16 protein-coding genes and 1 tRNA gene are annotated in these 22969 nt (G+C 73.1%); 9 read left to right on the plus strand and 8 right to left on the minus strand.

Annotation, left to right across the window (positions count from 1 at the left end):
- The first annotated feature begins 129 nt into the window (after nt 1–129).
- From ACZ60J_RS31550 to ACZ60J_RS31580, 7 genes are all read left to right on the plus strand, one after another.
- Nucleotides 130–1677 (plus strand): DUF7059 domain-containing protein, encoded by a 1548-nt coding sequence (locus ACZ60J_RS31550; protein ID WP_469687103.1) that lies wholly within the window; start codon nt 130–132, stop codon nt 1675–1677.
- A gap of 138 nt (nt 1678–1815) precedes the next feature.
- Entirely contained in the window at nt 1816–2013 is a 198-nt protein-coding gene (locus ACZ60J_RS31555; protein ID WP_469687105.1) for a hypothetical protein, read from the plus strand.
- 367 nt (nt 2014–2380) lie between these two features.
- Nucleotides 2381–5215 carry a type I DNA topoisomerase gene (gene topA / locus ACZ60J_RS31560; RefSeq protein ID WP_469687107.1) on the plus strand — a complete coding sequence of 945 codons (2835 nt, stop codon included), beginning with the start codon at nt 2381–2383 and terminating at the stop codon, nt 5213–5215.
- A gap of 190 nt (nt 5216–5405) precedes the next feature.
- A complete protein-coding gene (gene tmk / locus ACZ60J_RS31565) occupies nt 5406–8759 on the plus strand; it encodes a dTMP kinase (RefSeq protein WP_469687109.1) in 3354 nt (1117 codons plus the stop codon).
- 103 nt (nt 8760–8862) lie between these two features.
- Nucleotides 8863–10074, plus strand: a complete 1212-nt coding sequence (locus ACZ60J_RS31570; RefSeq protein WP_469687110.1) for a DNA polymerase III subunit delta' — start codon at nt 8863–8865, stop codon at nt 10072–10074.
- 173 nt (nt 10075–10247) lie between these two features.
- Nucleotides 10248–11819: an alpha/beta hydrolase gene (locus ACZ60J_RS31575; RefSeq protein ID WP_469687112.1), complete on the plus strand. Its 1572-nt coding sequence runs from the start codon at nt 10248–10250 to the stop codon at nt 11817–11819.
- Between the two features lie 117 nt (nt 11820–11936).
- Nucleotides 11937–12010: transfer RNA gene (locus ACZ60J_RS31580), tRNA-Thr, on the plus strand.
- A 56-nt stretch (nt 12011–12066) separates the two neighbouring features.
- On the opposite strand, the gene ACZ60J_RS31585 is transcribed toward ACZ60J_RS31580, so the two are convergent.
- From ACZ60J_RS31585 to ACZ60J_RS31615, 7 genes are all read right to left on the minus strand, one after another.
- Nucleotides 12067–13176 carry an amino acid kinase family protein gene (locus ACZ60J_RS31585; protein ID WP_469687114.1) on the minus strand — a complete coding sequence of 370 codons (1110 nt, stop codon included), beginning with the start codon at nt 13174–13176 and terminating at the stop codon, nt 12067–12069.
- Nucleotides 13173–14192 carry an aspartate-semialdehyde dehydrogenase gene (locus ACZ60J_RS31590; protein WP_469687116.1) on the minus strand — a complete coding sequence of 340 codons (1020 nt, stop codon included), beginning with the start codon at nt 14190–14192 and terminating at the stop codon, nt 13173–13175. Before ACZ60J_RS31590 ends, ACZ60J_RS31585 begins: the two co-directional genes overlap by 4 nt.
- Entirely contained in the window at nt 14189–15220 is a 1032-nt protein-coding gene (locus tag ACZ60J_RS31595) for a DMT family transporter (RefSeq protein WP_469687118.1), read from the minus strand. Before ACZ60J_RS31595 ends, ACZ60J_RS31590 begins: the two co-directional genes overlap by 4 nt.
- A 12-nt stretch (nt 15221–15232) precedes the next feature.
- Entirely contained in the window at nt 15233–16648 is a 1416-nt protein-coding gene (locus tag ACZ60J_RS31600; RefSeq protein WP_469687120.1) for a methylaspartate mutase, read from the minus strand.
- Entirely contained in the window at nt 16645–17052 is a 408-nt protein-coding gene (locus ACZ60J_RS31605) for a cobalamin B12-binding domain-containing protein (protein WP_469687122.1), read from the minus strand. The genes ACZ60J_RS31600 and ACZ60J_RS31605 overlap by 4 nt, the downstream gene beginning before the upstream one ends.
- A 387-nt stretch (nt 17053–17439) precedes the next feature.
- Complete coding sequence (locus tag ACZ60J_RS31610) at nt 17440–18918, minus strand: DHA2 family efflux MFS transporter permease subunit (protein ID WP_469687123.1); 1479 nt, start codon at nt 18916–18918, stop codon at nt 17440–17442.
- A gap of 14 nt (nt 18919–18932) precedes the next feature.
- The gene (locus ACZ60J_RS31615) at nt 18933–19559 is read right to left on the minus strand and encodes an NADPH-dependent FMN reductase (protein ID WP_469687125.1); all 627 of its coding nucleotides are present in this window, start codon (nt 19557–19559) and stop codon (nt 18933–18935) included.
- 112 nt (nt 19560–19671) lie between these two features.
- Here ACZ60J_RS31615 and ACZ60J_RS31620 point away from each other — a divergent pair, with 112 nt between their 5' ends.
- Entirely contained in the window at nt 19672–20361 is a 690-nt protein-coding gene (locus ACZ60J_RS31620; protein WP_469687127.1) for a TetR/AcrR family transcriptional regulator, read from the plus strand.
- Nucleotides 20362–20492: 131 nt separating this feature from the next.
- Entirely contained in the window at nt 20493–21653 is a 1161-nt protein-coding gene (locus ACZ60J_RS31625) for a serine hydrolase domain-containing protein (protein WP_469687286.1), read from the plus strand.
- Here the strand turns inward: ACZ60J_RS31625 and ACZ60J_RS31630 are convergent.
- Nucleotides 21637–22932, minus strand: coding sequence for an LPXTG cell wall anchor domain-containing protein (locus ACZ60J_RS31630; RefSeq protein ID WP_469687129.1), 1296 nt, complete (start codon nt 22930–22932; stop codon nt 21637–21639). The genes ACZ60J_RS31625 and ACZ60J_RS31630 overlap by 17 nt on opposite strands.
- Between the last annotated feature and the right edge of the window lie 37 nt (nt 22933–22969).

Genomic DNA, 22969 nt, shown 5'->3' on the forward strand with positions numbered 1-22969 from the left:
CGAAGCTCCGCCCGGCCGGGACCCGTTCCGGGGTGCGCCCCCCGGCGGGGAGCTCCCGATGGCGACGGGCGCCCGCGCCGAAGGCCGTGTGGCGCGGGCAAAGGCGGCGGCAGCGGCCACAATGGGCGGGTGAGTACCACCAGCCTTCCTCCCGGTCTGCCCGCCCGCCTCCCCTCGTCGGCCCGCGCGGCCGAGCTGCGCGCCGCGTTGCTCGCCGCGGGCTTCACCGCCGACGGCCTGCTCGACCTGCTCGGTGCCCCGGCGTACGCCGCGCTGGCCCGCAGCGAGACGGTCCCCGCCCTGCGCGCCACGCGGAGCCGCGGCGACGGGCCGCTCGCGAGCCTGACCCGGCTGTTCCTGCTGCGGCAGCCGGTGCCGTACGTGCACGCCGCGGCGGCCCTGCCCGTGGACGCGGCGCTGGCCGACGGGTGGCTGCGGCGCGAGGGAGACGAGGTGCACGCCACCGTGGACGTGCGCCCGTACGGCGGTCCGGACGGCGAGGACTGGTTCATCGTCTCCGACCTCGGCTGCGCCGTCGGCGGGGCCGGCGGGATCGGCAGCCGCGAGGAGGGCGTCGTGCTCGGTGTCGGCGGCGCCTCCACGACGCTGGCCGGGATCACCGTCCGCACCCCGGTCGGCTCGGCGCTCGACGTCGGCACCGGATCCGGAATCCAGGCACTGCACGCCGCCCAGCACGCGACCCGGGTCACGGCGACCGACGTCAACCCCCGGGCCCTGGAGTTCACCCGTTTGACGCTGGCGCTGTCGGGGGCCCCGGAGGCCGAGCTGCTCGCCGGGTCGCTGTTCGAGCCGGTCGGCGAGGCCACGTACGACCTGATCGTGTCGAATCCGCCCTTCGTGATCTCCCCCGGGGCCCGGCTGACGTACCGGGACGGCGGGATGGGCGGCGACGACCTGTGCCGGACCCTGGTCCAGGAGGCCGGAGCCCGGCTCAACCCGGGCGGATACGCACAGTTCCTGGGCAACTGGCAGCACGTGGACGGCGAGGACTGGCACGACCGGGTACGGGCCTGGGTGCCGCGCGGCTGCGACGCCTGGATCGTGCAGCGGGACGTGCAGGACGTGACGCAGTACGCGGAGCTGTGGCTGCGCGACGCGGGCGATCACCGCACCGACCCGGCCGAGTACGAACAGCGGTACGAGGACTGGCTGGACGAGTTCGAAGCCCGCAAGACCAAGGCGGTCGGCTTCGGCTGGATCACGCTGCGGCGCAGCGACGCGGCCGAGCCGTCGATCGTGGTCGAGGAGTGGCCGCACTCGGTGGAGCAGCCGCTCGGCGAAGCCGTCCTGGAGCACTTCGCACGCCAGGACTACCTGCGCGACCACGATGACGCGGCCCTGCTCGCGGGCTACTTCCGGCTGACCGAGGAGGTCGTGCAGGAGCAGGTCGGCGCGCCCGGCGCGGAGGATCCGGAACACGTCGTGCTCCGGCAGAACCGGGGCATGCGGCGCGCCACCAAGGTCGACACGGTCGGGGCCGGCTTCGCCGGGGTGTGTGACGGATCACTGACGGCGGGGCGGATTCTGGACGCCATCGCCCAGCTGGTGGAGGAGGACCCGGTGGTCCTGCGGGACCGGACGCCCGAGGCGATCCGGATGCTGGTGGAGCAGGGGTTCCTGGAGCCGGTGACCTCGGCGGAAGCCGCGGGGGAGTAGGGCGGCGTCCCGTGCGGCCGCGCAGTCGGAGCCTGGATGTAACCCCGGGTTCGCCCGCAGTCTCCCCCCGGCTGAAATGCTCCCGTCAGCGGGATCCGGGGGGATCTCGGGAGCGGCCCGGGGGATGAGGTGAACGGCATGGAGCACGGTCCGGCGATCTTCGCGGCGGCCGTGTTCCTGCTGTTCGGGGCCGCTCTGCTGGCCTGGACGGGAGCGCGCGCCCCGCGTGGTGCGCCGGTGGCCGAGGGCGTGCGCCCCGTCGTGGCCGTACCACTGGTGCTGCTCGCCGGCGGGGCCTCGCTCGCCCTCGGGGTCTGGTGCCTCGCACGGCTGTGAGCCGCCGCCGAGCCCCGAGGCGCTGAGGCCGGGGGCGGGCTCGGGAGTCGGGGCCGCGGATTCGGCCGGATGTCGCTCCGGCCCGGCGGCGCGCCGGGTTTCCTCCGCTCGTCCGGAATGCGCGCAGGACCGTAAAGCGCGACGTGAAGCGGGGTCCCGGGGCGGGGCCAGACGGCCCTTCGGCCACTCTGCCCGGTGAGTGCGCAGGGCCGGGCGCGGCATCCGGGCGGCAGAAATGGCACTTGTCGGGTTACCGTTCGAGTGGCCGTTGCGGGCTTCTGCCGTTTGACACGGGGGCGGGTTGTACCGTCACACTCCGCAGCGTCGCCGTACTGCGACCGAGTGCCGACCGGAGAGAAGAGCCAAGTTGTCCCCGACTAGCGAGACCGCAAAGGGCGGCCGCCGACTCGTCATCGTCGAGTCCCCTGCCAAGGCGAAGACGATCAAGGGCTATCTCGGCCCGGGATACGTCGTCGAGGCGAGCGTCGGGCACATCCGCGACCTCCCGAGCGGCGCGGCCGAGGTTCCCGACAAGTACACCGGTGAGGTCCGCCGTCTCGGGGTGGACGTCGAGCACGACTTCGCGCCGATCTACGTCGTCAACGCCGATAAGAAGGCCCAGGTCAGGAAGCTCAAGGAGCTGCTGGCCGAGTCCGACGAACTCTTCCTCGCCACCGATGAGGACCGCGAGGGCGAAGCCATCGCGTGGCACCTGCAGGAAGTCCTCAAGCCCAAGGTCCCCGTCCACCGGATGGTCTTCCACGAGATCACCAAGGACGCGATCCGCGACGCCGTCGCCAACCCGCGCGAGCTCAACCAGCGCATGGTCGACGCCCAGGAGACCCGCCGCATCCTCGACCGCCTCTACGGCTACGAGGTCTCGCCGGTCCTGTGGAAGAAGGTCATGCCGAAGCTGTCGGCGGGCCGCGTCCAGTCGGTGGCCACCCGCATGGTGGTCGAGAAGGAGCGCGAGCGCATCGCCTTCCGCTCGGCCGAGTACTGGGACCTGACCGGCACCTTCGCCACCGGCCGCGCCGGTGACGCCTCCGACCCCTCCACGCTGGTCGCCCGCCTGAACACGGTGGACGGCAAGCGGATCGCGCAGGGCCGCGACTTCAGCTCGACCGGGCAGCTCAAGAGCGAGGTGCTGCACCTCGACGAGACGAACGCGCGGGCGCTGGCCGCCGCGCTGGCGGAGACCTCGTTCGCCGTCAGGTCCGTCGAGTCCAAGCCGTACCGCCGCTCCCCGTACGCGCCGTTCCGTACGACGACGCTCCAGCAGGAGGCCTCGCGCAAGCTCGGCTTCGGTGCGAAGGCGACGATGCAGGTGGCGCAGAAGCTGTACGAGAACGGCTTCATCACCTATATGCGTACCGACTCCACGACGCTCTCCGACACCGCGGTGTCGGCGGCTCGTGCGCAGGTCACGCAGCTCTACGGGGCCGAGTACCTGCCGGAGAAGCCGCGCACCTACGCGGGCAAGGTCAAGAACGCGCAGGAGGCGCACGAGGCGATCCGTCCCTCGGGTGATCGTTTCCGCACTCCGGCCGAGACCGGTCTGACCGGCGACCAGTTCCGTCTGTACGAGCTCATCTGGAAGCGCACGGTCGCCTCCCAGATGAAGGACGCGGTCGGCAACTCGGTCACCGTGAAGATCGGCGGCCGGTCCTCCGACGGCCGCGACGCCGAGTTCTCGGCGTCCGGCAAGACGATCACCTTCCACGGCTTCATGAAGGCCTACGTCGAGGGCGCGGACGACCCGAACGCCGAGCTCGACGACCGCGAGAAGCGGCTCCCGCAGGTCGCCGAGGGCGACGCGCTGTCGGCCGAGGAGATCACGGTCGACGGCCACGCGACCAAGCCGCCGGCCCGCTACACCGAGGCCTCGCTGGTCAAGGAGCTGGAAGAGCGGGAGATCGGCCGTCCGTCGACGTACGCGTCGATCATCGGCACGATCCTGGACCGCGGGTACGTCTTCAAGAAGGGCACGGCGCTCGTGCCGTCCTTCCTGTCGTTCGCCGTGGTCAACCTGCTGGAGACGCACTTCGGCCGGCTCGTCGACTACGACTTCACCGCCAAGATGGAGGACGACCTCGACCGCATCGCGCGGGGCGAGGCCCAGTCCGTGCCGTGGCTCAAGCGCTTCTACTTCGGCTCGGAGGACGCGACCGAGGTCGTGCCGGCCGACGGAGACGCGCTCGGCGGTCTGAAGGAGCTGGTGACCGACCTGGGCGCGATCGACGCCCGGGAGATCTCCTCCTTCCCCGTCGGCCAGGACATCGTGCTGCGCGTCGGCCGCTACGGGCCGTACGTGGAGCGCGGCGAGAAGGACGCCGAGGGCCACCAGCGGGCGGACGTCCCGGAGGACCTGGCTCCCGACGAGCTGACGGTCGAGTTCGCGGAGGAGCTCTTCGCGAAGCCCAGCGGCGAGTTCCAGCTGGGCAAGGACCCGGTCAGCGGGAACGACATCGTCGCGAAGGACGGCCGCTACGGGCCGTACGTGACGGAGATCCTGCCCGAGGGCACGCCGAAGACGGGCAAGAACGCGGTGAAGCCGCGGACGGCCTCGCTGTTCCAGTCGATGAGCCTGGACACGGTCACCCTCGAGGACGCGCTGCGTCTGATGTCCCTTCCCCGGGTCGTCGGCGCGGACGCGGAGGGCGTGGAGATCACCGCGCAGAACGGCCGCTACGGCCCGTACCTGAAGAAGGGCACGGACTCGCGGTCGCTGGAGACCGAGGACCAGCTGTTCGCCATCACCCTGGAGCAGGCGCTCGCGATCTACGCGCAGCCGAAGCAGCGGGGGCGCGCGGCCGCGAAGCCGCCGCTGAAGGAGCTGGGCACGGACCCGGTCAGCGAGAAGCCGGTGGTCGTCAAGGACGGCCGGTTCGGCCCGTACGTGACGGACGGCGAGACGAACGCGACGCTGCGGCGGGACGACGACGTCGAGACGATCACGCCGGAGCGGGGCTACGAGCTGCTCGCCGAGAAGCGCGCCAAGGGCCCGGCGAAGAAGACCGCGAAGAAGGCGGTCAAGAAGGCGCCCGCGAAGAAGGCCCCGGCCAAGAAGGCGGCGGCGACGAAGACCGCGGCGGCGAAGACCACTGCCGCGAAGAAGACGACGGCGGCGAAGAAGACCACCGCCACCGCCAAGAAGACGGCCGCGAAGAAGACGGCGGCGGCCGCTTCGGCGGACGAGTAGTCGCGGTAACGGGGCCCGCACGCACTGCGTGCGGGCCCCGCGCCGTTCAGCCGGCCGGCGCTTGAGGACCGGGGTCCGGGCGGCGTCCCGGAGACGGGTCGGTAGGTGGGTCGGGAGGTGGGTCGGGGGTCACATCGGACCTTGTCCACAGCCCTCCGCAGCCGCCCAGCGCAGCGGATAGGCTGGGCGGATGACGCGAGCCGAGCAGCCAACGGTCGTGACCGCCGCCACCGACACCGCCGACACCAACGCCACCGACGCCCCCACCTACGACGAAGCCCTCGCCGCGGACTCCCGCGAGCGCGCGGTGCGCGCCCTGCTGCGCACCCCCGGGCTGCGCCGTCTGTGGAGCGCGCAGCTGGTGAGCGGCATCGGCGATGCCCTCGCCCTGCTGGTCCTGGTGCTGCTGGTCTTCCAGGCGGCCGTGGACCAGGAGCCCTTCGGCGGTGGTTACACCGGCTGGGCCCTCGCCGTGGCCGCCGTCTTCGGGGTCCGCGTGGTGTCCACCGTCCTCTTCGGTGCGGTCCTCCTCGGGCCCCTGGCCCAGCTCACCGCCCCCGGCGGCAAGCTGGACCGCCGCTGGACGATGATCGGCGCCGACGGGCTCCGGCTCGGCCTCTTCGTCGTCGCCCCGCTGTGGCTCGACTGGATCGGCCCGCACGCGCTGACCGCGCTGCTCGCCACCGTCTTCGTCTCCGGCGCCGCCGAGCGGGTGTGGGGGCTGGCCAAGGACAGCGCCGCGCCCGGCCTGCTGCCGGCGCCGCCGCCGGAGGGGGCGACCGTACGGCCGCTGCCCGACCACCTCGACGCCCTGCGCCGGCTGAACCTGCGCACCGCCTTCGCCGCCCTGCCGGTCGCCGCGGCCGCGCTGCTCGCCGCGACGCTGATCGGCAAGGCCCTCGGCCTCGGCATCGGCTGGTTCGCCGAGAACCAGGCCGCCCTCGGCTCGTACGTGGCCTCCGGTCTCTTCGCGGCCTCCGTGTCGCTGCTGCTCCCGCTGGTGCTGCCCGCGACGAAGACCCCGCGTCCGCGCTCCCCGCTGGAGGGCCTGCGCGCCCCCAAGGCGGGGGACCGGCCGGAGAAGGGGCGGACCGGGTCCATCCCGCTGTTCGTCCTCGTCTGCGCCGCCGTCGCCGGAGCCGTGGCCTCCGCCGCTGCCGTGGCCGTCCTGCACGCCACCGACCTGGGGGGCGGAGCGGCCGCGTTCTCGCTGCTCGTACTGGCCCTGCTGGGCGGTACCGCCCTCGGCATCCGCGCCACCCAGGCCGGCAAGGTGCTCCCGTCCCTGTCCCGGCGCCGCCTGCTGGCGCTGGCCGTCGGGGTGGCCGGGCTGGCGCTGCTGCTGACCGGGCTGGTTCCGGACACCGCCACGGTGGTGTTCCTCTCGCTGCTCGCCGGCACCGCCGCGGGCGTCGCCGCGAACACCGGGCACACGCTGCTCGACCAGGAGACCGAGGAGTTCCGCCGGGCCCGGGTCACCGAGCACCTGCAGGCCGTCGTCCGGGTCGCCGTGGCCGTCGGCGCCGTGGCCGCCCCGCTGCTGGCCGCCCTGATCGGCCCGCACCGGCTGGCCGCCGGCGAGGTCGTCTTCGCCCACGGCGGCGCGGCCTTCACGCTGATGCTGGTCGGCGCCCTGCTGCTGCCGGTCGCCGTCATCGTCCTGGCCAAGGCCGACGACCGCAGCGGCGTACCGCTGCGCCGCGACCTGCGCGAGGCGCTGCGCGGCGGGGAGCCGGTCCAGGCCGCGTCCGACGCCGGGTTCTTCATCGCCCTGGAGGGCGGCGACGGCGCCGGCAAGTCCACCCAGGTGCAGGCCATGGCCGACTGGATACGGGCCAAGGGCCACGAGGTCGTCGTCACGCGCGAGCCCGGGGCCACCCCGGTCGGCAAGCGGCTGCGTTCGATCCTGCTCGACGTGTCCTCCGCCGGTCTGTCCAACCGCGCCGAGGCCCTGCTGTACGCGGCCGACCGCGCCGAGCACGTGGACACCGTCGTCCGGCCCGCCCTGGAGCGCGGCGCGGTGGTCATCACCGACCGCTACGTCGACTCCTCGGTGGCCTACCAGGGCGCCGGCCGGGATCTGTCCCCGACCGAGATCGCCCGTATCTCCCGCTGGGCCACGGACGGACTCGTACCGAACCTGACCGTGCTGCTCGACGTCTCGCCCGAGACGGCCCGGGAGCGGTTCACGGAGGCGCCCGACCGGCTGGAATCGGAGCCGGCGGAGTTCCACCAGCGGGTGCGGGCCGGATTCCTGACCCTGGCCGCGGCCGACCCCGGTCGCTACCTGGTGGTCGACGCGGGCCAGGACCCGGAGTCGGTCAGCACCGTCGTGCGCCACCGCCTGGACCGGATGCTCCCGCTGTCGGAGGCCGAGGTGGCCGCGCAGGCGGAAGCCCGCCGGCTCGCCATCGAGGAGGCCGCGCGCAAGGCCGAGGAAGAGGCCGCGCGCAAGGCGGAGGAAGCCCGGCTGCGTGCCGAGGAGGAGGCCCGCAAGGCCCGCGAGGCCGAAGAGGCCCGGATCGCGGCCGAGGCCGAGGCCGCCCGCCAGGCGGAGGAAGCCCGGCTGCTGGCCGAGGAGGAGGCCCGTCGACGGGCCGAGGCCGAGCGGCTGCGGCTGGAGGCCGAGGAGAAGGCCCGCGCGGTGGAGCAGGAGCGGCTGCGCAAGCAGGCGGAGGAGGAGGCCCGGCTGCACGCCGAGGCCGAGGAGCGCCGGCTGGAGAAGCAGCGGCGGGCCGAGGAGGCCCTGCTGAAGGCCGAGGAGGCGCGGCGGCTGGCCGAGGCCTCGGCGGCGGAGGCGGCGGCGAAGTCCGCTGCCGCCGCGGCTGCGGCCGCCTCGGTGGCGGCTGCTTCGGCGTCCGTGCCGGCTGCCCCTGCCGCGGCTCCTGCCGCTGCTGCCGCCGGGGAGGCTGCTCCCAAGGCCGACCTGCGCAAGGAACCGCACCGCGACGAGGCCGTCACGATCGAGACGCCGGTCGTCAAGCGGGTCGTGCAGCCGGACGACGTCACCCAGACGGTCCCGGTGCCGAAGGCCGATCCGGCGGCGCGTCCGGCGGACGAGACGGCGGTGCTGCCGCCCGTCCGCGCGACGGGTCCGGCGGACGAGACGGCGGTGCTGCCGCCCGTCCGCGCGACGGGTCCGGCGGACGAGACCGCCGTCCTGCCGCCCGTACGCCCCACGGGTCCGGCGGACGAGACGGCCGTGCTGCCGCCCGTACGCCCCACGGGCACGGGCGGGGCGGCGCCGACGCGGCCGGCAGCGCCCAGGGACTCGTACTCCACCACGCGGCCGACGGCCCAGCGCCCCGAGGAGAACCCGGCCGACCGGGTCCCGCCGGGCATCTTCCGCGACTCGGGCAACGACGCCACCCGTGAGCTGCCGCTGCCCGGCAACGCCACCGAGGACGGGCGCCCGCGCAGCAGGCCCCGCTCGGACTGGGCGGAGGAGACTCCGCTGGACGATCTGCCGACGCTGGCGGACGAGCTGCTGGGACCGCGCCGGGACGACGAGGACGACCAGGGCCGGGGGCCGCGCCGCCGCTGACCGCGGCGGTGGCGGGACCGGCTGACCGGGATTGTCAGCGGGAGCCGCCACACTGGGTGAGCAGACGGCACGGACGGTACGCGAGGGAAAGGCGGTGGGCGGGATGCCCGTATGGGACGACCTGGTGGGACAGGAGCGCATCCAGACCCAGCTGGCCGCCGCCGCGGTCGACGCCGACGCCCTGGTCACCGCCATCGAGTCGGGGGACCCGCCGCCGCCCGGCTCCAAGATGACGCACGCCTGGCTGTTCACCGGTCCGCCCGGCTCGGGGCGGTCCACCGCCGCCCGCGCCTTCGCGGCCGCGCTCCAGTGCACCAGCCCGGACCGCGCCCTCGGCGGCGAGCCGGGCTGCGGGTTCTGCGACGGCTGCCACACCACCGTGATCGGTACCCACGCCGACGTGGAGATCGTCCGTACCGACCAGCTGTCCATCGGCGTGAAGGACACCCGGGCGCTGGTGCGCCGCGCGCAGCTCTCCCCGGCCGTCGGACGCTGGCAGGTCATCGTCCTGGAGGACGCCGACCGGCTGACGGAAGGCGCGGGCAACGTCCTGCTCAAGGCCGTGGAGGAGCCCGCTCCGCGGACCGTGTGGCTGCTGTGCGCCCCCTCGCTGGAGGACGTGCTGCCCACCATCCGCTCCCGCTGCCGGCACCTGTCGCTGCGCACCCCGCCGGTGTCCGCCGTCGCCGACGTGCTCGTGCGGCGCGACGGCATCGAGCCGGCCGTGGCGCAGGCCGCCGCCCGCGCGACCCAGGGGCACATCGGCCGGGCCCGCCGGCTCGCCACCGACGAGGCGGCCCGCTCGCGGCGCGCCACCGTCCTGCGGCTGCCGATGCGCGTGGCCGACGTCGGCGACTGCCTGAAGGCGGCGCAGGAGCTGGTGGACGCCGCTGCCGAGGACGCCAAGGTGGTCGCGGAGGAGGTCGACAGCAAGGAGACCGAGGAGCTGCGGGCCGCGCTCGGCGCCGGAGCGGGCACGGGCGGACGGATGCCGCGCGGTACGGCGGGCGTGATGAAGGAGCTGGAGGACCGGCAGAAGCGCCGGCGCACGCGTACCCAGCGCGACAGCCTCGACCTGGCCCTGACCGACCTCACCGGCTTCTACCGGGACGTGCTGGCCCTGCAGCTCGGCTCCGCGCTGGCCATCGCGAACGAGGAGATACGGCAGGACCTGGACCGGATCGCCCGGGAGTCGGGTCCGGAGCGCACCTTGCGGCGGATCGAGGCGATCATCGCCTGCCGGCAGGCGCTGGACCGCAACGTCGCCCCGCTGCTCGCCGTCGAGGCCATGACGATGTCGCTGCGCGCGGGCTGACACGCGCCTGCACCGTGCGTGCGGTTGACGGCCTCACCCGTTCGAGGGTTCCGTGGGGCGGGGCGGAGACGCCCCCGGTCCGTGCGGGGCGGCGCCCCGCGCCCGGGCGGCCGCCCGCCGCCCGGCGCGGCCACGACCGCGCCTGCCACCGCCGCAGGCCGTAGGCTCCGGGAATGGACACCAGTCGCCTGCTGCGCACCACCGGGACCGTGATCGCCGCTGCGGGGCTGCTGCTCTCCGGGTGCACCTCGGGCGGTTCGGGAACACCCCGTGCCGCCGCGTCGTCCGGCGGGGCCTCCGAGGCGCCGTCGGCCGAGCCGTCCGCCGTCCCGGCCGCGCTGCGCCCGTACTACGACCAGAAGCTGACCTGGCGCGAGTGCGGTGTGCCCGGCTTCGAGTGCACCACCATGAAGGTTCCGCTGGACTACGAGAGCCCCGGGGCCGGGGACATCGACATCGCGGTGTCCCGCCGCAAGGCCACGGACCCCTCCAAGCGGCTCGGCTCGCTCGTGGTGAACCCGGGCGGCCCGGGCGGATCCGGCATCGGCTACCTCCAGGCGTACGCGGGCATCGGCTACCCGGCCCCGGTGCGTGCCGCGTACGACATGGTCTCCTTCGACCCGCGCGGCGTGGACCGCAGCAGCCCCGTGGAATGCCTGAACGGCCCGGCCATGGACAAGTACACCCAGGTGGACCAGACGCCGGACACGCCGGCGGAGCAGGCCCTGCTGGTGGCCGCCTTCAAGGAGTTCGCGGCCGCCTGCCAGACGCACTCGCAGCGGGTCCTGCCCCACGTCTCCACGGTCGATGCCGCCCGCGACATGGACGTCCTGCGGGCGGTGCTGGGCGACGAGAAGCTGAACTACGTCGGAGCCTCGTACGGCACCTTCCTCGGGGCTACGTACGCCGACCTCTTCCCGGGCCGGACCGGCCGGCTGGTGCTGGACGGGGCGATGGACCCCTCCCGGCCGGCGATCGACCTGAACCGGGACCAGACGGAGGGCTTCGAGACCGCCTTCCGGGCCTTCGCGGCGGACTGCGCGAAGCAGACCGACTGCCCGCTCGGCAAGGGCAGCCCGGAGCAGATCGCGGAGCGCCTGAAGGAGTTCTTCCGCAAGGTCGACGCCCAGCCGGTCCCCACCACCGACCGGGCGCGCGGCGCGCTCGGCGAGGCGCTGGCGACGACCGGGGTGATCGCCGCCCTGTACGACGAGAACGCCTGGCCGCAGCTGCGCGAGGCGCTCACGGCCGCCATCGACGGCGACGACGGCAACGGGCTGCTGGCGCTCGCCGACAGCTACTACGAGCGCGGGCAGGACGGCAAGTACGCCAACCTCATGTCGGCGAACGCCGCCGTCAACTGCCTCGACCAGCCCCCGGCCTTCGCCGGGCCCGAAGCGGTCGACAAGGCGCTGCCCTCCTTCGAGAAGGCCTCTCCGGTCTTCGGCGCCGGCCTGGCCTGGGCCTCGCTGAACTGCGCGTACTGGCCGACCAAGGCCACCGGCACGGCCCGGGAGCTGCACGCGAAGGGCGCCCCGCCGATCGTGGTGGTCGGCACCACCCGCGACCCGGCGACCCCGTACAAGTGGGCCCGGTCCCTGGCGGGCCAGCTCGACTCGGGCGTCCTGCTGACCTACGACGGCGACGGCCACACCGCGTACGGCCGCGGCAGCGACTGCATCGACACGGCGATCAACCGCTACCTCCTGGAAGGCACCGCTCCGCAGGACGGGAAGAAGTGCTGACCCCCGCCGACGCCACCGCCGAGGGACCCTGTTCGAGGCACCCCGTTTAACCCTGTAGACTTGGCGCCGCTGCTGATGAGAGCCTCCCACCAGGGAAATTCTTGTCTTCCCAGCGGTGCCGCCTTAGCTCAGCTGGCCAGAGCAACGCACTCGTAATGCGTAGGTCTCGGGTTCGAATCCCGAAGGCGGCTCTGTAGGACCCCCAGGACTCACTCGCCGTGACCTGGGGGTTTTGCTTTTTCCGGGGTCAGGCCGCTACGGAGTTCCTGGTGCGGAGGTCGGTGTGGAGGCGGAGGCCCCAGTACAGGGCGGTGTCCGGGGTGGGGGCCACGTGGAGCACCGGGTGTCCGGCGATCACTTCGGTCACCATGCGTTCGTCGGTGATCTCGCCGGTGAGGCCGTTCTCGTCGAGGCAGCGGCGCACGTCGAAGAAGCCGCCGTTCACCACCACCAGATGGCGGCCGGGCCAGTCCGGGACGCTCACGGGAACCCCGGCGGATTCGAGTGCCGCGAAGGCGAGTTCCGCCTCGGACGAGGTCCTGAACTCGGTGACGACCGAGCGGGCGTCGATGATCACGGAGTCCACCCCGATGCCGTCGCCGATGCCGTCGATCACCGAACCCGCCTCGAAGTCGCCGGTGTTGAGCCGGCAGACGATCCGGACGGAGTGGCGCTGGGCGGTGCGTACCGCCTCCGGGTGCAGGACCTTCGCGCCGTGGTGGCCGAGCAGCACGACGTCCTCGTAGGAGAGGGCGGGGATGCGCCGGGCTTCCGGGACGAGGCGGGGATCGGCGTCGTACACGCCGTTGACGTCGGAGTAGATTTCGCAGCTCTTCAGCCCCAGGGCGCCGGCCAGGGCCGTGGCGCTGAGGTCGGAGCTGTTCTTCCCGAGCCAGGCCGGGCTGCCGCCGCCGTCGTCGGCCTGGCCGCCGGGCACCACGACGACGGGGGCGTGCGAGAAGGCCACCTCCAGCGGGCCCGGGTCGAAGCCGGTGAGCGCGGCCGCCTTGTGCCGGGTGCCGTCGGAGTGCAGGCCGGTGCGGTCGCCGTGCAGCATCGCCGCGTCGATGCCCTCGCCCCGCAGGGCTATCCGCAGTAGGCCCGCTCCGATGGTGTCCGCGAGGGGCAGCACGCCGTGGAGCGCTTCCACGGAGGCGCCGGGGTCGATGGACAGGGCGATCTCGCGCAGGTTCTCGGTCGCGCCGGGCATGCCGCTGACGACCACGACGAGCCGTTCCCCGGCTTTGACCCGGGCGCTGATGTGCGCGGCCACGTCACGGTAGTGGGCGGCGGAGGCGAAGCTGGACCCGCCGAACTTCAGGACGCCCGTGGGGCGGTGGTCGGTGGTGCTGTTCATGCGATGCCCTCCTGGACGGCTCGTTCGGCGATCTGCAGTGCGTTGAGTGCGGCGCCGATCCGCAGGTTGTCCGCGACGAGCCACAGCAGGGCGCGGTTCGGGCGCTCGGGGTCGATCCGGATGCGGCCGACGTGCACCAGGTCGGGCGCGTCGACGATGGTGCGGGGCGTGGGCCAGCCCTCGTGCCACACCTTGACCTCGTCCTGGGCGTCCAGCAGCCGGGCCAGCTCGGCCGCGTCCACCGGGCCGTCGCATTCGAGGGTGACGGCCTCGCTGTGCCCGTTCTCCACGGGGACCCGTACGCAGGTCGCGACGAGGTCCAGACCGGGCAGGTCGAGGATGCGGCGGGACTCCTGCCGCATCTTGCGCTCTTCGAGGGTGAATCCGTCGGCCTGCAGGACGTCGATGGCCGGCAGGACGTCGAAGGCCAGCGGCTGGGCGAAGCGCCGGGCCTCGGCGGTGTCGCCGGCCAGGATGCTGCGCGCGCCGTCGTACAGCTCGTCGATGCCGTTCTGGCCACCGCCGGAGGCGGCCTGGTAGGTGGAGACGTAGACGCTCCGCAGCCCGAAGGCCTCGTGGACCGGGCGCAGCAGGCGAACCAGCGGAATGGTCGAGCAGTTGGGGTTGGCGACGATCCCGGAGATCGGGCGCTCGGCCAGCAGTGCGCCGTTGACCTGCGGAACGACGAGCTGCGATGCGGGGTCCATCCGGAAGGCGTTGGTGTTGTCGATCACCAGGGCGCCCGCCCCGGCGGCCTTGCCCGCCCATTCGGCGCTGACGGGGGTACCCGCGGAGAAGAAGGCGATGTCGACGTCGGAGAAGTCCGCGGTGCGCAGGTCCTCGACGACGACGGTCCGGCCGAGGACGGACACGGTACGGCCGGCGGACCGCTCCGAAGCGATCAGCCGCACGGAGTCGTGGGCGAATCCGCGCTGCTCGATCAGGCCGAGCAGGGTCTGGCCTACGGCTCCGGTGCCGCCGACGACGGCGATGCGGGGTGGACGCGAACGGCTCACGTGGTGCTCCGGGAAGGGAGGGCCGGTACGGGACCGGCGGCGTGGACTGCCACAGGGGCGGCAGGGGTGGCGGCAGGTGTGGCGACGGAAGGGGCCGCGGGAGTCGCGACGGAAGTGAGGGGGGCGGCCGGGCGGGGCGGACCGAGGCGCCAGCCGAGGTTGATGCCCAGGGTCGCGGCGGCGATCAGCGGGATGCCCAGGGCCTGGAGGAGGCTTACGCGGTGTCCGTAGACGGCCCAGTCGCAGAACATCGCCACCGCCGGGTAGATGAAGGCCAGCACGGCGATCTTGGACGTGGGCAGCTTCTGGTACGAGGAGTACATGAGGGCGTACATCACACAGGTGTGGATGACCCCGAGGCCGACGAGCCAGGCCCAGCCGGCGCCCAGGCCCGCGGTCTCCGCCAGGCGGGTGAACGGGAGCAGCAGCGGGATGCCCACGAGGACCTGCATCAGGGCGACCAGATGCGGCTTCACGCCGGTCACGCGCTTGGTGAAGATGGTGGAGAGCGCGTAGAAGAGGGCCGCGAGCAGCGCCTCGCCCAGTCCGAGCAGGTAGCTGCCGCCTCCGACGAGGTCGGCGGGGGACACCCCGGCCACCAGGACGAGTCCGCCGAAGGCGACGGCCAGCCAGGCGAACTTCGAGACCGTCAGCTTGTCGCGGAAGAAGAGCGCGCCGAGCAGGACCACGTAGAACGGCTGCGTGTGGTAGACGACCGTGGCCACGGAGATGGACGTGGACCGGTACGACTCGAAGAGCAGCACCCAGTTGAAGACGATGAACACACCGCCCAGGCAGGTCAGGAGGACCTTGTGGCGGGTGAAGCCGTGGTCGCGGAAGAATCCGCGGGCCAGGCAGTACAGGCCGAGGGCGACCGCGCCGAACACGCAGCGGAAGAAGACCACGTTGAACGGAGTGGCTCCGGACTCGACGACGAAGACGCCGATCGTGCCCGAGAGGGCCATCGCCAGGGACAGCTGGAGAGTGCCCTTGCGTTCCAGGGCCGCTCCGGTCGGGGCTGCGCTCATGGTGAACCTCTTCTATCGAAGGACGGGGGGAGCGGGCCGGAGGTCGTAGCGCCTCTGGTTCTCGCTGAGCATCCGGAGCAACTCGGCCGATCCGCCCGCGCGGGGGGCCGTGCGCGTGCTGCGCGGAGGCAGGGGCATCCGGCCGGTGTCGGCCCAGGTGAGCCGCCCCTCGGGGGTGAAGGCGGTCCGTGTCCGCCCGGCGTTGTCCGGGTGGAGGCAGTACGGCAGGTCCAGCACGCCCGTACGGAACGCGGTGACCAGGGCGTCACCGATGTCGTGGCGGAGCCCGAGGACCGCATCGATCAGGGCGCGGGCCTCCAGGTAGGTCTCGCTGTCCTCGTCGGTGTCCCCGCCGCCGTGCCCCGTACGGGCGATGAGGGCGGCCCGCGGACCGAAGCGGGCCGCGTGGCCGGCTGCGAGTTCCAGCGCCTCGACGTTCTCCGCGACCGTGGGGATGCGCGAGGACTCGACGGCGGTCTTGACGATCAGCCGGTGCGCGCCGGCCGCCATGGCCAGTTCCACGCTGTCGCGGGAGATCGCCGCGGCGCCCTCGGGAGTGCTGGGGAAGAGCCCCATGAACGTGTAGACGACGATGTGGGTGTCCAGGCCGGGCAGGAACTCGCCGACGAGCCGGCGAAGTGCCCGGATGGCTTCGAGGTCCTGGCCGGCGTGCACCTGCTGGGCGTAGCTCAGCGAGATGCTGCGCAGCCCGTGCTGCCGGAAGAAGAGCCCCTCCAGGACGCTGAGCGCGACCGTCAGCGAGGGCGGACACAGCTGGCCCAGCATGCAGCCCGCGAAGCTCTCCAGGTGTCCGGGCCTGCCGTCGCCGGGGCCCGGCGCGAGGACCTCGCAGCACTCGGCCCAGGCCTCGACGGCCTTGGCGAGCGGAACCCGGCTGTAGGGCAGGCAGTAGGAGACGGGGCCGCCCTCGGTGGCGTCCAGTCCCGCGTCCAGCAGGGTCCTGAAGATCTTCAGGGGCTGGGCGGAGCCGTGCCGTACCTGGACGGGAATGCGGGTGCCGACGGCTTCGGCGACCATGTCGCGGGTGTCGGCGGCCCCGTGCAGGACGAGGGGATAGCCGTTCAGGTCGTGGCCGTCGCGAAGGGCGAGGTCGGCGGCCGCGTGGTCGCCGACCCGGGTGTAGCTGTCCAGGGTGAGGGTGCCGACGGTGTCGGCCCGTGCGCCGGCGACGGCCCGCAGACCGTCACGCATGCGGGGGATGGTGCCGAAGCCCATCCGGGGCTGGACCACGAGTCGGCCCTGGGCGTGGTGCTCGGCCACGTAGGCGGAGAAGGCGGGGAAGGCGGTGGCGTCGGGGAAGGCGGTGAAAGGGGTGAAGGCGGGGTTGGCGGTGAAGGCGGGGCCCGCGGTGACGGCGGGGCCTGCCATGGCGTCGGGGCCGGCGGTGGGCGCCGGTGATGTCGTCACGCCGCGACCAGGGCGTCGAGGTGTGCGAGGTGCCGGATGAACTCCGGAATCGCGTCGTCACCGACGAAGACCCCGGAGAAGCCCTGGTCGAGCAGGTCGCCGATGTAGTCGGCGTTCCCGTCTCCCCGCGTGCCCAACTTGCCGCCGATGACGACCGGAAGTCCGGGCAGGTGCTCGTGCACGGCGCGGACGTACGATCCGCCCTGCTGATGGCCGTGACCGTTCACGCTGCTGATGACGACCAGGTCGGGCCGCTCGCTGAGGACTTCCTGCACAAGCAGTGATTCCGGCACACAGGCACCGAGATTGACGGTCTGGTGACCGAGTTCCTCCAGCAGGAGCTGGAGGTAGACGAGGTTCCAGGTGTGTGAATCCGACGAAACACTGGATATGAGGACTCTCATGGCGTGCGGGGCTCCTGCTGCTCGGTGGCGGTGTTCCTCGACGAATGGGGGGTGGGGGGTCGACGGCCCGGCAAGCGGTCTGTCCGGAGACCGTGTCCCGGTGGCGTCGGAGAGAGCTTCGCCCCCCGTGCGCCCCACGCGTAAGGACCTGCGGCTGGCATGAAACGCCCGGGCCGTTTGGTGCCGCGCGCACGCCCCCGCACACGCGACCGACCAGCGCTTTCGTGACGTTGGCACGCACCGGCCAGGACCTAGTCGGCCACGCCCCGACGGCCCGTCCGAGCTCCGGGTCCGGCGATACGACGGAGCCCGGACTCCTGGTGGCGGTCGAGGAGTCCGGGCGGGACGTGCGCGCGTGTCCGGTGACGGGGCTTGCGGGAGGGCGGGTCAGGGGTGGCGGGTGGGGAGGTGGGAGGCGGGGATCAGGGCGAGGGCGAGGAGGAGGGCCGCGAGGGCGTAGGTGGTGCGGAAGCCCGAGGGGGTGGTGGTCGTCGCGGTCAGGGTGACCGAGAGGAGGGCGGTGCCGACCGATGCGCCGATCTGGGAGTTGATGCTGAGGAGGGTGCTCGCCGCTGTCATGCGGGCCCTCGGCAGGGCCCGGCTCGCGGTGGTCATCGTCGGCATCATGACCATCCCGGCGCCGATGCCCATGACGACCGAAGCGGTGACGAACCGCCAGGGCGCCGCCTCCGCGGACCCGGCCTGGAGTGCGGTCAGGGCCATGCCCAGTGCGCCCACCGCGATCCCGGCCCGGACCAGCCGGCGCGGGGAGACCTTGTCCACGCGGCGGGAGGCGATCTGCATGACCAGGCCGACGGTGAGTCCGGCCGGGGCGCCCAGCAGCCCGGCAGCCGTCGCGGTCATGCCGCGGCCCTGCTGCCAGTACATCGGACCGAGCAGCATGGACCCGAAGTAGCCGCAGGTGAAGAGGGTGAGCGTGGCGATGCCCGCGCGGAAGGTGCGGTCGCGCAGGAGCGTCAGGTCGAGGAGGGGCTCGCGGGCGGTCACGGACCGGCGGGCGAAGGCGGCCACGAGTGCGGCGCCGGCCAGGGTCGGGAGCAGGGCGTCGGGTGCGGTGAAGGTGCCGCCCTCCCCGCCGCGGGCCAGGCCGTAGAGGAGCAGGGCGAGGCCCGGGGAGAGCATCAGCAGGCCGGGTACGTCCAGGCGGGGCGCGGTGGAGGGGTCGCCCGGCGGGTCGGAGCGCAGCAGCTTCGCGGCGAGGAGCAGGGCGACCGCCCCGACGGGCAGGTTGACCAGGAAGATCCACTGCCAGGACGCCGAGTCGACCAGCCAGCCGCCCAGCACCGGGCCGGCCACCGGGCCGACGATGACGGGCAGTCCGAGCAGGGCCATCACCCGCCCGAGCCGGGCCGGGTCCGCCGTGCGCATCACCATGGCCATGCCGACGGGCATGAGCAGCCCGCCGCCGAGGCCCTGTACCGCGCGGAAGGCGATCAGGCTTCCGGCGCTCCAGGCGCACGCGGCGAGCAGCGATCCGAGCGAGAACAGGGTGAGGGCGCCGAGGTAGGTGCGCTTGGCGCCGAAGCGGCCCATCGCCCAGGCCGAGGCCGGGATGACGGCGGCGAGCGCGAGCGTGTACGCGCTGGCGGCCCACTGGATCGTCGCCAGCGGGGCGTGGAAGGCCTCGGAGAGGCGGTGCAGGGCGACGTTGACGATCGTCATGTCGAGCACCGACATGACCGAGCCGACGATGACGACGCCCGCGGTACGCCGCAGGAGCGCCGCGGAAGCCGGGGCCGCGGCGGGGGTGGGGGCGTCGGTGGCGTCGGGGGTGACTGTGCCGGTCGCGCGGTCCGCCGGCCTCGGCGCCGATGCGGGACCGCCGGGTTCCCGGGTCGTACGCATCCTCGTGCCGCCCCTCAGCCCTGGTACGGGTGGCTCGCGCGGGCGGCGCGCAGCGCGCGTCCCCACCAGGTCAGCTGGCCGAGCATGCCCTTGACGGCGCCCCCGGTCACGGCGGCGTCGCGCGGAACGCCGTCCGGGCCGAGTCCGGACCAGGACCCGTGCAGGCTGACGGAGTCCCGTACGGTCACGGCGTGCAGCTCGGCGAAGACCTGCCGGAGCTGCTCGACGGCGCGCAGGCCGCCGCCGAGGCCGCCGTAGGAGACGAAGCCGGCCGGCTTGGCCTGCCATTCCTCGCGGTGCCAGTCGATGAGGTTCTTCAGCACGGCCGGGAAGCTGTGGTTGTACTCGGGGGTGATGACGACGAAGGCCTCGGCGGCGGCCAGCCGCGGGCTGACCTCCGCGAGGGCGGCGGCCGCCTGCGGGCTCGGAGAACCGCCCCAGCCGGGCATGGCCAGCGGCAGGTCGACCTCGGCGAGGTCGATGAGGTCGAGGTCCAGGCCGCCGACGGCGCCCGCCGCGCCGAGGAACCAGTCGGCGACGGCGGGGCCCTGGCGGCCCTCGCGGACGCTGCCGAGGATGACGGCGACGCGCAGCGGCGCGTCCGTCTGGGGGGTGGTGGGACCGGAAACGGCGGTGGACATGGCAGGTTCCCCTCGTTGGCGGTGCGGCCGCCGGTGCGGCCGCTCCTCCGGTAAACTACAACGAGCGTTGTAAAAAGTGCAACGGTCGTTGTAGTTATCGTGTGGAGGCGAAATGAGCACCGGCACCGGCGCGGGCAGCGGCAGCGGCAGCAGGAGCGGCACGAGTGCCAAGAAGCTGGGGAAGCAGATCGCCATCGCGAGCGCGTCCTGCGGGGTCTTCGGCCGCGAGGGCTACGCCCGCGCCTCGGTCGACGCGCTCGCCGCCGCGGCCGAGGTCTCGACCCGCACGCTCTACAACCACTTCCCCGGAGGCAAGGCGGAGCTCTTCGCCACCGTCGTCACCTGGACCTCGGGGCAGGTGCGCGACGCCCAGATCGCCCTGATCGAAGCCGCCCTGAACCCCGAACGCCCGCCCCGCCCCGAGGACCTGGAGCGGGACCTGGTCGCCTTCGCCCACCGGGTCATCGGGCTCATGACCGACTACGCCGACCACTTCGCGCTGGTCCGCCACATCCACGCCGAAGCCGACCACGTTCCCCCGGAGGTGCTGGAGGCCTGGACGAACGCCGGCCCCGGCCCGGTGTCCCGCGTGCTCGCGGACGCGATGGCGGGCCTCGACGGCGCCGGGCTGATCGACGTACACGGCGACGCGATGCTGGCGGCCGCCCACTTCATGGCACTGACCTCGCACTCCATCGTGCAGCTCTCGCACTACGGAGTCCTGCCCCTCCCCGCGGACCGGACCGACCACCTGGTCACAGGCGGCGTCGCCGCCTTCCTCCGGGCCTACCGGGCCGGTTGAGCCCGCACGTCGTACTGCCGGGCACCCCGCCCCCTCCGGTCGCCCGGCCCACGGGGCGGGGCTACGTTGGACGGGTGAGCACGACACGGTTGCGCAGGGCGGCTGTGGGAGCGGCCGCAGTGGGGCTCCTGATGGTGCCCGTGGGGGCCGGTGCCGGGTACGCCGTGGACGTGCCGACACCACCGGCGGCGAGCAGTACGGCCGTATCCGATGAGTTTCCGCAGCTCACCCCCGCCGTGGCGCGGCAGTTGGACGACGCCATCCGGAAGGTGATGGACGAGGCGAAGATCCCCGGGGTGCAAGTGGCCCTGTCGGCGCCGGGCAAGGGGACGTACGTACGGGCCTTCGGCGTGGCCGACAAGGCGACCGGGGCGCCCATGACCGACCGCCTCAACATGCGGATCGGCAGCGAGACCAAGACCTTCACCGTGACCGCGATGCTGAAGCTGGTCGACGAGGGCAAGATCGGGCTGGACGACCCCATCGGCAAGTACGTCGACGGCGTGCCCAACGGCGACCGGATCACCCTGCGCGAGCTGGCGGGCATGCGCAGCGGACTGTTCAACTACTCGGCCGACGAGGACTTCTTCAAGGCGCTGACCAGCGATCCCCGCAGGCCCTTCACCCCGCAGGAGCTGCTCGCCTACTCCTTCAAGCACCCGGTGCTCTTCGAGCCGAACGCGAAGTTCGACTACTGCAACACCAACCTGATCCTGATCGGGCTCGTCGTGGAGAAGATCAGCGGGCAGACGCTCGCCGACTACATCACCGAGGAGGTCAGCGAGCCCGCCGGGCTGAAGCACACCGTCTTCCCGACCGGCGCCGAGTTCCCGACCCCGCACGCGGAGGGCTACACGGACCAGACGGCCTCGGGGAAGACCGAGGACGCGGCCGACTGGAACCCCTCCTGGGGCTGGGCCGCCGGAGCGATGATCTCCGACCTCACGGACCTGCGGCAGTGGGCCAAGGTGCTGGCCACCGGTGAGCTGCTCACCCCCGCCACCCAGGCCGAGCGCCTCGACGTCGTACCGGCCCTGCCGGGCACCGGCTACGGGCTGGGGATCTTCAACGTCCAGGGGTGGATCGGGCACAACGGCTCGCTGCCCGGCTACCAGTCGCTGACCGTCTACAACCCCGAGCAGTCCGATGCCACCCTGGTCGTGCTGCTCAACACCGACATCTCCGCCCAGGGCGAGGAGCCGAGCACGCTGTTCGGCGAGGCGATCACCAAGATCGTGACCCCGCAGCACGTCTACACGCTGCCCGCCCAGCCCGTCACGGGGAAGGACTGACCCGCTCGTCGCGGGGAGGGCCGCCCAGGAACTCCACCACCGCCAGGGCGAAGAGCAGGGCGAGGGCCAGGCCCACGACCACCCAGCCCGTGGGGTAGGACCAGAGGAGGTAGGCGGCGAGTGCCGCCACGGTCAGGGCCCAGGCGATCCGGGAACGGTGGCGGCGGACGAAGGGCCCCACCGGGCCCGTACGCAGACCCGCGCGGTCGGCGGTGGTGCGCGCCGCGCCGATGCCCGAGGTCCACAGGCCCCTGACCAGGCCGGCGCGGCGGCCGGGGCCGGTGAGCCAGGCGGACAGGGCGAGGACCAGGCCCAGGGCGACGACCATTCTGATCATGGTGGTGATCAGGTGGGTCAGGGTGTCGTAGACGGCTGCGGCGGCTTGCGGGGAGACCCCGGCGGGCAGCCGGTCGAGGTAGACCGCGCGGAAGACCCGGAGTCCGATGCCGAGCAGCGCCGTCGCGGCGGCCACGCCCAGGGCTCCCGCGACCAGGGCCCGGCGCCGTCGCCGCGCGAGCAGGACGCCGCCGGCGACCAGGAGCAGAGCGAGGACGGGCAGCCAGTTGCCGGTCAGCTGGAGGAGCCGGACGTATGTCTTGACCTTGCCGATCTCGTCGGAGCGGACGAGCGTGAAGTCGGTGTGGATCTCCGGGATCCGTCCGGCGACCTGCATGCCCTCGTCCACGAGACGCTGTTTCACGAGGTCGACGACGGGAGCGAGGTCGAGGGTGACCGTGTCGCCCTCCAGCTTCACCGCGCCGCCGCCCTTCCCCGTGAGGGCCTTGTCCACGGAGGCGTGGATCTTGCGGTTGGCCTCGGTCCAGATGGTGGCGAAGGCGTCCGAGCCGGTGACCGCCCGGGCCTTGTCGTGTACGAAGCTGCGGACCGCTCCTTCGAGGGAGTCCCCCAGCTTCCCCAGTGCCTTCTCCAGGAGCGGCCGTTCCTCCGGCGCCGCGTCGGACAGCAGGGAGGCCAGGTCGATCCGGGTCATGAGGGCGTCGGTGACCCGGTTGGCCACGGCGTCCTGGACGGCCGGGTCCGAGGCCAGCGGGGCGACGGTCGCCACGTAGCGGTCGGTGTCGCCCACCTCGTCCGCCGCCCAGGCCGCGACGACTCCGAGGGGCGCGAGCACGCAGCCGAGGACGATCAGCAGGGCGGCCAGGAAGGACTTCGTGCGGTGCCGGGGCGGCCGCGCCGTCCGCTCCGCTTCGAGGGACGCGACCCGGCTGCGGAGTTCCCGGAGCTCACTGTCCCGTGCGGTCGATCCTTCGTCCGACACCGTGCCTCCTCGTCCGCGGTGGTCGCGGTGCGTCCTC

Source organism: Streptomyces sp. NPDC104226, assembly GCF_055584085.1.